This is a genomic window from Rheinheimera sp. (assembly GCF_020217005.1).
Classification (GTDB): Bacteria; Pseudomonadota; Gammaproteobacteria; order Enterobacterales; family Alteromonadaceae; genus Pararheinheimera.
Window position 1 is genome coordinate 1 of sequence record NZ_JAIWOI010000177.1, and the last position, 10,000, is coordinate 10,000.

Annotated in this window: 6 protein-coding genes; 4 read left to right on the forward strand and 2 right to left on the reverse strand. The window is 47.6% G+C overall.

Annotated elements, in window-relative coordinates; translation table 11 throughout:
- From LDL40_RS08635 to LDL40_RS08650, 4 genes are all read left to right on the forward strand, one after another.
- On the forward strand, positions 1-2,576 hold a 2,576-nt coding region (locus LDL40_RS08635; RefSeq protein WP_300994873.1), incomplete at its 5' end, for a TonB-dependent receptor.
- A gap of 93 nt (positions 2,577-2,669) precedes the next feature.
- A complete protein-coding gene (locus tag LDL40_RS08640; RefSeq protein WP_300994874.1) occupies positions 2,670-4,160 on the forward strand; it encodes a tryptophan halogenase family protein in 1,491 nt (496 codons plus the stop codon).
- Between the two features lies 1 nt (position 4,161).
- Complete coding sequence (locus LDL40_RS08645) at positions 4,162-5,667, forward strand: tryptophan halogenase family protein (RefSeq protein ID WP_300994875.1); 1,506 nt, start codon at positions 4,162-4,164, stop codon at positions 5,665-5,667.
- Position 5,668: 1 nt separating this feature from the next.
- Positions 5,669-7,690 (forward strand): glycoside hydrolase family 97 protein, encoded by a 2,022-nt coding sequence (locus LDL40_RS08650; protein WP_300994876.1) that lies wholly within the window; start codon positions 5,669-5,671, stop codon positions 7,688-7,690.
- A 71-nt stretch (positions 7,691-7,761) separates the two neighbouring features.
- On the opposite strand, the gene LDL40_RS08655 is transcribed toward LDL40_RS08650, so the two are convergent.
- Together LDL40_RS08655 and LDL40_RS08660 are read right to left on the reverse strand one after the other, a co-directional pair.
- The gene (locus LDL40_RS08655; protein ID WP_300994877.1) at positions 7,762-9,027 is read right to left on the reverse strand and encodes a sugar MFS transporter; all 1,266 of its coding nucleotides are present in this window, start codon (positions 9,025-9,027) and stop codon (positions 7,762-7,764) included.
- Between the two features lie 401 nt (positions 9,028-9,428).
- The coding region (locus LDL40_RS08660; protein ID WP_300994879.1) for a helix-hairpin-helix domain-containing protein at positions 9,429-10,000 on the reverse strand (572 nt) is incomplete at its 5' end.

A 10,000-nucleotide genomic window follows, 5' to 3' on the forward strand; every position in this document is an offset into this window, starting at 1 on the left:
TCACAGGCACATCATTAAACGGCCGTGAGCTGATTGGTATAGGCGATAACCGTGGTGTGGAATACGATTTATATCCGTCAGAAATTATGACTGGCGCCACCATTTTTAAAACCACTGATGCCACACTAATGGTGCAAGGTATTGGTGGTACTGTAGATTTACGTACAGTTCGTCCACTGCAGGCCAAAGAAACCTTAACAGTGAATGGCACTTATGAAGCCAATCAAAGTGACTCAGACAACCCTGAATTCGACAATAAAGGTAAACGTCTGGCGCTGTCTTTTGTTGAAAAGTTTGCGGATGAAACCATAGGCCTGGCTTTTGCCGCTGCCTCGACTGAATCGCCAAATAACCAACGTAAATATGGCGTCTGGGGTTACAGCGAAAACGCTGCCGGACAATTGCTGCCTACAGGTCTGGATACTCAGTCTATCAGCACAGAACTGGAGCGAGACACTATCTCGGCAGTCTTGGAATTCCGTCCTAACGACAAGCTGGATATTACGCTGGATGCGCTGGATATAGATTACTCAGACTCAGGTGTATTACGTGGTTTTATCGAACCCTTCTCATCTGCCAATGTGACAGGTTCAGGCGCCAATTCTACGGGTACGCAAATTAATGCTAACCCTGTGCTGCGCACAGACCCGCTGCAAAAAGATGGCAATCTGCAGGTTTTTGGTCTGAATCTGGAATATCAACTAAACGACAACTGGTCCGTTGAGTTTGATGCCGCCTCCAGCGAGTCAGATAAACATGACTCACGCGGAGAATCTTATTCGGGTTTAGCGCGCTCTGGCGCACTGAACTCATCACAATTGGGTAGTCGTGACTTTGTGATGACACCTGATGGTATTTTCTTTACCGGCTCTACAGGTCTGGACGCTTTTTCCGATCCAGCCTTGCTGCAACTGACAGGTCCTCAGGTCTGGGGCGGCGGTATGGCTAACCTTGCAGATCAATTTACCACAGGTGTGTTACAGGCCAACGGCGAACCCTTCAGCTATTTTAATGCTCAGGATGGCTTCCTGAACTATGCCGACTTCACTGAAGAGCTAAAAACCTACCGCCTTGAAACTGTGGGTATTATCGAGAGTTCCTTTATTAACAAAGTCACTTTAGGTGTCAATTACAGCGACCGATACAAAGACAAGGAAAACAAAGGCTTTTTTGCCACAGCTGAATCTTATCCGTTCTCAAGCTCTATACCTTCAGCTTATGTTTATGGCTTAGCTGATTTAAGCTGGGCTGGTTTTGGTCAGGTAGTGGCTTATGATGGTTTTGCCCCCTACAGAGATGGCACTTACACTTTAAATGACGCGGGTTTATTAGAGCCGGATCGTTTAGGTGATACCTACAGCGTCGATGAAGAAGTCACGACCTTCTATGTAAAAGGTGATTTTGAAAACGAAGTGGCTGGGATTCCTTACACTGGTAATATCGGTTTGCAGTATGTCAAAACTGACCAGTCATCCAGCGGCTATGTAGGCATAGTAGGTGCAAACTTCGCAGTCTGTGACGCCAACAATGACAAAGCCATAGATGCCGATTGTAATGTCACTCAAGGCACCAGCTACAGCCATGTGTTACCCAGCTTAAATATCAGCTTTGAAGTGGGCGACAATAAATATGTACGTGCTGCAGCCAATAAAACCATCAGCAGGGCCCGTATTGATCAAATGAAAGCCTCTGGTTTTGTCAAATTCGACCAGAATATTGATTTAATTGCGATACCTAACACAGTGGCTGACGTAGAAAAATACGGTACTCCCTGGTCTAAATTTGCCGGTAACCCTTTGTTAAAACCACTGGAATCCAACAACTTTGACCTGTCATTTGAAAACTACTTTGAAACTGACGGTTATGTGTCTCTGGCGGCATTCTACAAAGATCTGGTGAACTGGACTCGTGACGGCAACAGCTTAATCAACTTCCGTAATGACGAAACCAACGGTGGCGCTGATTACTTTATCCCGGGCTTCCATGACCGCATTATCGATCAGGACGGCACTTATGGTCCTGCCGATATCGCCTACTCCACAGGTGATTTGGTGACACCACCAGATTATGGCTACTACTCCTTCTTCCAGGATGGCTTAAAAGGCAAAGTGAAAGGCCTGGAGTTCACAGCTAACACACCACTGAGCATGTTGCATGAAAGTCTGGATGGTTTTGGTGTTGCAGCTTCTGCCACTTTGATTGACGCTGAATTGGAAGACGGCAGCCGTATTCCTGGTCAGTCTGATCGTGTGTACTCCTTAACCGCCTACTATGAAATGGAAGGTTTTGAGTTCAGGGTAGCAGCAACAGACCGTTCCGACTTCAGCACCTATCAACGTGGTGGTTCCAATAAGATTGAAACAGCTTCACGTAACGGTGTACGTTTAGTGGATGCGCAAATCAGCTATGACTTTACGCAAAGCCCGTGGGATATGCTCGAAGGTCTGCGTGTGTCGCTGCAGGGTACTAACCTGACTGACGTGGATGAAGAAACAGTGGATGACAACGGTATAGTCACCACCCGCCGTCAGTTTGGCCCTTCTTATATGCTGAACTTTAACTACTCTTTCTACTAAGAGCGGCAGGAAGACAAGCCCCTGAACTATCCTATGATTGTCAGGGGCTTTTTTATAGCCAGTGTTTATAAATGAAAACAATAAGGACAGCGCATGCAAACAGCAGTAAAAAAACTGGTGATCGCAGGAGGTGGCACTGCTGGCTGGATGGCAGCGGCCCTGCTGAAAAAGGTTTTTGGCGATACCCTGGCCATAGAATTGGTTGAATCCGAAGACATTGGCATTATTGGTGTAGGTGAAGCCACTATTCCACCTATCCAGATTTTTAATCAGTACCTGGGTCTGGACGAAAAAGAATTTCTACGTGAAACCCATGCCACCATCAAACTGGCGATCAAATTCGAAAACTGGCGGGTGCAAGGCGAAAGTTATTACCATACCTTTGGTGCACCGGGCGCCACTATGGGCGTGACCAATTTCCAACATTATTGGCTTAGGGCCAAAGAGCTGGGGTTAACAGAATCCTTATGGGACTTTGACTTAAATTACCTGTGCTGCCAGCAAGGCAAATTTAACAAAATCAAAACCCCTAACCCTGTCTACGATATGCCTTATGCCTATCATTTTGACTCAGCGCTTTATGGCAAATACCTGCGCAAACTGGCAGAACAGGCTGGTGTGATCCGCACCGAAGGCTTGATAGAGCATGTCAGGCAAAATCCGGAAACTGGCTTTGTCCAGGCTTTACAACTCAAAGATGGCCGTGAAATCGCAGGGGATTTGTTTATCGACTGCACCGGCTTACGTGGCCTGTTAATTCGCAAAACTTTAGGGGTGCCCTACGAACACTGGGACCACTACCTGCCTGCAAATAGTGCCTTGGCTGTGCCGACTGAACGTTTTGCACAGACCCTGCCCTACACCCGCAGCATAGCGCACAGTGCAGGCTGGCAATGGCGTATTCCACTAACCCATCGTAACGGCAACGGCATAGTCTATAGCTCCAGCTATTTAAGCGACGACCAGGCCTATCAAACGCTGATGAATAATCTCGATTCCAAAGCTCTGGCTGAACCGAAAAAAATCAGCTTTGAAACAGGCCGCACCACAGAGCAATGGCATAAAAACGTGGTAGCCGTTGGCTTATCCAGCGGCTTTTTGGAACCTCTGGAGTCAACCAGTATTCACCTTATTCAATCAGCCATAGTGCGGCTGATGAAAATGTTCCCCAACCGCGGCATCAGCGAGGCGCAAGTCAGGGCGTACAACGCTGAATCTAAAGATGAATTTGAAACCATCCGTGACTTTATTATTTTGCATTATCACGTTAACCAGCGCGACGACTCCGATTTTTGGCGGGATATGCGCCAGATGGCTATTCCACACCGGCTGGAGCAAAAACTAGCCTTGTTTAAAGAAACGGCCGCTATTTTTAACGACGCCAATGATATTTTCCGTGACTCGTCCTGGCTGCAGGTGATGTTAGGTCAGGGCATAGTACCGACGGATTATCATGCAGCAGCCCGTTCTTACCCCAAAGAGCTGTTACTGGACATGATGCAAAACATCCGCCAGGCCAAACAGCAGCCGCTGCATAAACTAACAGGCCACGATGAATTTTTGGATCTGTACACAAGGGCCTAAGATGCAGCAAAACCATTCCATACTGATTGCAGGTGGCGGCACAGCAGGCTGGATGACGGCCTGTTTAATGGCCCAGGCCTGGCCTGATGCGCAGATCAGCCTGATAGAATCGCCTGATATCGGCATTATTGGCGTCGGTGAAGGTTCAACCCCCAGCCTGAAGGCCTTTTTCCAACAATTAAATATTCCCGACAGCGAATGGATGAGCGCCTGTAACGCCACCTATAAAACCAATATTCGTTTTATCAACTGGAGCCCGGCTTCAGGCAACAGCAGTTACAGTCACCCTTTTATTTCGCAGCTCGATACTTTTAGTGAAAAAGCCTTTTACTCCAACTGCTTTAGCAGGCGCATGGGGTTGGACTTTGAAACCAGCCCCAACAAGTTTTTCTTTAATAGCTATCTGGCCAAGGCCGGAAAAGCCCCTATTACACCTGCCCATTTTCCGTTTCGCATTGAGTACGGCTACCACTTTGACTCGGCTTTGCTGGGCCAGTTTTTAAGGACAAAAGCACTGCAGCTTGGCGTGACGCATTGGCCACTGACCATAGAAAGCGTAACTCAAGAGCCGGATGGCCGCATTAAAGCACTGATTTGTAATGATGGCCGCGTGTTGAGTGCCGACTTATTTGTCGACTGCACAGGCTTTAGCAGTCTGCTGATGCAAAAAACTCTGGCTGTGCCCTTTCAGTCTTTTGCCAGTAATTTGTTTAACGATGCGGCAGTGGTATTGCCCACAGCCGCTTTAGCTCACTTGCCAGTCGAAACTACAGCCACAGCCTTGTCTAATGGCTGGGCCTGGCAAATTCCATTGCAGCACAGAACAGGCCATGGCTATGTCTATAGCTCAGCTTTTACCAATGCCGACAAAGCCGAGCTTGAGCTTCGCACTCAGCTGGGGTTAGTAGATTCGGCTGTACAAGCCCGGCATTTAAAGATGAAAGTGGGCCAGCTGCAGCAGCATTGGTACAAAAACTGTTTAGCCGTGGGTTTATCGCAGGGCTTTATTGAGCCTTTAGAAGCCACAGCTTTGCATCTGGTACAAACCTCGGTGCAGATTTTTATCGACCAGTATCAGTTCAGCCAAGCGACCGCCCTGCAGCAACAGCAGTACAACCAACAGATTTCCGAGCGATTTGAGCGGGTACGCGACTATATAGTGGCACATTACAAACTCAACAGCCGAGATGATAGCGACTACTGGTGCGCCAACAGAGCCAACACAGAATTGTCCGATTCGTTGCTGCAGATCCTCGACTGCTGGTATCGCCGGCATGATCTTGACCAGGAAATCAAACGCCAGCAATTAAGCTCGCATTTTGGCACTAGTTCCTGGCATTGCCTGCTGTCGGGCTATGGCATTTATCCGGCTTTGGTTGCAACGCAAGATCAGCTGGAAAAACGTCCGGATCCCTACCAGGACTTACAGCTGGACGCATTTTTTTCCGCTTGTCTGCTGAACTTTATGCCGCAACAACAACTTCTGACTATTTACCAAGGAACCTGATATGAAGTGGAGCATAGTTTTAATCCTGAGCTCTGTGCTTAGCCTGCAGGCTATAGCGAAAGAGCCTGCTGACGAGCAAAGCTGGCAGCTACAATCGCCGGATCAGCAAATCAGCCTAAAGCTTAATTTGTCGGATAAAAGCTTAAGTTACAGCGTCGACTATAAAAACAAAGCCGTGCTTAAGCCCTCCGCTTTAGGTTTTGCTTTTAAAGATCAGCCGCTGCTGCAGGCCAACTTAAAGGCCGACAAAGTACAGCATCAAAGCCACAACAGCAGCTGGCAACCGGTGTGGGGCCAGCGTTCCACCATAGTAGACAACTACAATGAAATCAGCCTGGATTTAAGCGAACAAGGCGATAAAGCAAGGCAAATGCAGCTGGTGTTTCGTGTTTACAACGACGGCGTGGCCTTTCGTTATCTGCTGCCTAAACAGCCGCACCTAAACAAAGTGGTGATCAGCGACGAGCTGACCGAATTTGCCTTTGCCCGTAACTTTTCCGCCTGGTGGATCCAGGCCTATCAGGATCAGCGTTTTGAATACCAGTATCTGAATTCGGCGTTAAGCTCGGTGAATGTGGCCCATACGCCTTTAACTTTGCTGGATAATGGCATCGCCATTTCGGTGCATGAAGCCGCTTTAGTCAATTACGCTTCGATGACGCTGCGTCATATCACCGACAACCATATCACGCTCAAAGCCGACTTAGTACCCTGGGCCAATGGCGATAAGGTCTACACTCAAACTCCTTTTCAAACGCCCTGGCGCACTATTCAAATTGCGGATTCCGAAGTGGCTTTGCTGAATTCAGACCTTATTCTGAATTTAAATGAACCAGCCGCCAAAGACACAGATGTCAGCTATATCAAACCCGGCAAATACATGGGCATTTGGTGGGAAATGCATATAGGCGAAAAGGACTGGTCACCAGGCCCGAAACAAGGCGCCACCACAGAACGCGCCATGCAATACATCGACTTTGCCAGCCAACACAATATCGACAGCGTTTTAATTGAAGGCTGGAACAAAGGCTGGGAAGGCGACTGGTGGCAAAGGCCGCCCACTTTTAGTTTTACTGAAGCGGTCGAAGGTTTTGACATAGAAAAAGTGAATAACTACGCCAAAAGCAAAGGGGTCACCTTAACAGGCCACCACGAAACAGCGGCTGGTATCAGCTACTACGAAAAACAGATGGAACAAGGTTTTGCTTATTACCAGAAGCTTGGCATTCCGTCGGTCAAAATGGGTTATGTCGGCACCCGTGTTGATCAAAAAGAGTGGCACCACGGCCAGTTGATGGTCAATCACTTCCAAAAAGTGACAGAAACAGCGGCCCGCCACAAAGTGATGGTGAACGCCCATGAAACAGTGAAAGACACCGGCTTAAGCCGCACTTACCCTAACCTGATGACGCGCGAGTCGGTACGCGGTATGGAATACAATGGTGGCAGCCCGGATACCGGCAACTTACCCAACCATACAGTGATTATTCCTTTTACCCGAGGTTTATCCGGCCCTATCGACTTTACCCCAGGCATTTTTAACTTCGACTACCAAAAATACCGGCCCAACAACAGAGTGCCCAGCACTTTGGCCAATCAGCTCGCTTTGTATGTCACCTTGTACAGCCCGCTGCAAATGGTGGCCGATTTACCGGAAAACTATCAGGGCCACCCGGCTTTTGCCTTTATCGACGCTGTGCCCACTGACTGGCAACAAAGCACAGCGCTGCAAGGCAAAATAGGCCAGTATCTGGTGATAGCACGGCAGGATAAGCATTCAGACAACTGGTACTTAGGCGCCACCAGCAATGAAGAAGCCCGCACGCTGCAGCAGCCTTTAGGCTTTCTAAAAGCAGGTGTGCGTTATCAGATGATTGCTTATACAGACGCCGCCGATTCGCACTGGGAAACCAATCCGGAAGCTTATGAAATCAAACGCAGTGAAGTGACAGCCAAAGATACCATCCCCCTGGTGTTGCAGCCCGGTGGCGGTGCTGCTATTGAATTTATTCCGCTGAAATAAAGCACGCTCTGGTGCAGAAACAACAAAGGCAGCCTAGGCTGCCTTTGTTGTTTCTGCAAAATCTTTACCGCTTAATCATGTCCAAGCGCTAAGCGTCTGGCCGCAGGCTGCACTAAGTGATTCCACCACAGCCCCAGCATCAGCAGACAAGCAAAACCAGTAGCCAGATAAAAACCATAACGCACATCACCCAACGCATCACCGACTAAGCCCATCAATAAAGGCCCTAATGCAGCCGCTAAGGCGGTAAAAGCCAGAATTAAACCTGCAGCTGCGCCATGCTGCTGCCGCGGAAAACAACTAATGCCTTTCGAGTTTAACGTTGGGTACATCATCGACATAAAAAGCCCGGACAACGGCATCAGCCATAAGGCCAGAGCTACACCGAAGAACATACTTAAGGCAAAACAGACAAAAATAGCGCTGCCAAACCAGGCCAATAAAGCTGTCCAGCTAAAGCGCAGCAGTAACCATTCCGCCAGAAAACGGCCCGCAGTACGCAGAATAAAAAATACGGTAATGGCATGAGTGGCCAGCACAGTGTAATTGCCATCGTAACTTTGCAATAAGGTAGGCAACCAGACAAAAATGGCTACTTCGGTCGCCACATAACAGGCGATGGCCAGCGAAAAACCCAGCGCGTATTTGTCTTTCACCAACGCCAGACTTTGCCAGATTGAGCTATGTTGCTGTGGCTGGTAAGCCGGATAATCCAGAAAGGACGCCATCATCAGCAACACGGCACAAATCAGCCCAGCCAGCAGATAAAGTTGAGTCCAATCGAGTGATGCTGCTATTAACAACCCCACTAAAGCCGGGCCAAAAATAGCACCTAAACCAAAAAAGCCTTCCACTCTGTTCATCAATCGGGTATGGCTCTGACAGTCAGCACTGACATCGCCGACTAAGGCCAAAGCACCGGTTTTAAATAAACCAATACTCAAACCACTAACCCCCAGCAGCAGCAGGTAATAGAGAAAACTTTCGCCAAAAATAAAAGCCACACAAGCCACAGCGTAAAGCGCCAATCCCGCCAGTATCACCTTTTTGCGGCCAAAACGGTCGGCATAACGGCCCAAAAACAAACCGGACAAACCAATAAACAACATGGGCACATAATGAAAGGCGGCGGCTTCGGTCAGACTGAGCTGAAACTGCGCTACGACTTGCGGAATAATGACGCCAACAGCATCTGTGGTCATGGCAAAAACAAAAAACATCAGGCACGTCATCCACTTCACCTGAGTAAAAGCGCTGGGCGACAGCGCAGTACTACTTATAGCTGGTGAACTAGCAGAAGTTGGTGAACTGGTATTTAAAGAGTGAAGGTGTTGCATAGATCTACCCTGTCGTGGTGCGCTGTAGCAGCGCTGATTTTTATCAGGATCTTTGGTTGTATTCACCTTAGCCGTTTATCCGGCAAGATCCATTAAAAACCGGCGCGTTTTCACCCTCCCCAGGGCACTACAGCAACGCTTCCGGTTGGTCAGATTATTTGTATCTGATTGTGCTTTAAAGCTACAACTTAATCGTTTAAGTAGCAATAAAAAACTTCATCTATTGAGTAAATTTATTTCAGCTGGGTTTCGGTTGGAGTTGGTTTGTTTAACGGAGTTTTGTTAGGGCTTGGCGGTGGGGCTTTTGAGTGAAGGGCTGGTAAGAGCGAATAATAGACTCTAACGCCCGCGTAATAGGCGCGAGCTTGCTGGCGTCCTAATTGGCGCGCCTATGTATATGATCATTCATCGATGATGAACTCTTGCTTTGCCTTTTGGATTGTTTTTGGGCCAATACCTGCAATTTTGGATAGAGATTCACAATCTAAAGCTCCTTCTTTGACTCGGTACTTAAATATTTCTTTAGCAATATTTCTATTTACACCCAAAAGAGCTTCTATCTCATCGATAGTTGCTAAATTAATATCTGGCTTACCCGCTGACGCTGGCTTTTCCTCCATGTATTCCAGAATATCTGCAATCATTAGGTATGTATGAAATACAGCCTTAGTTGCTTCGAGTTGGCCTAACTCTGCATGTACGCCTTTATTAGATAATTTATTGATCTTCTCTAACCATGAACCTAAAAAATCTACATGAGCCTTTGCAAGCTCTTTATTACTTTTTGATTCAATCGAAGCATCCATGAATGCCCAAATTCTATTTACATATTGAGTTTTACCCAACACTCTCCCATTGCCTATATCATTTGTGCAAGGGTAAAGCTGATCGGCTAGTGCTTCTATCAATCTACGACAAGTCGTTAGAGCTTGAGACCATTCTTCTTCTTTGTTTGAGGATACAGATTTAAACG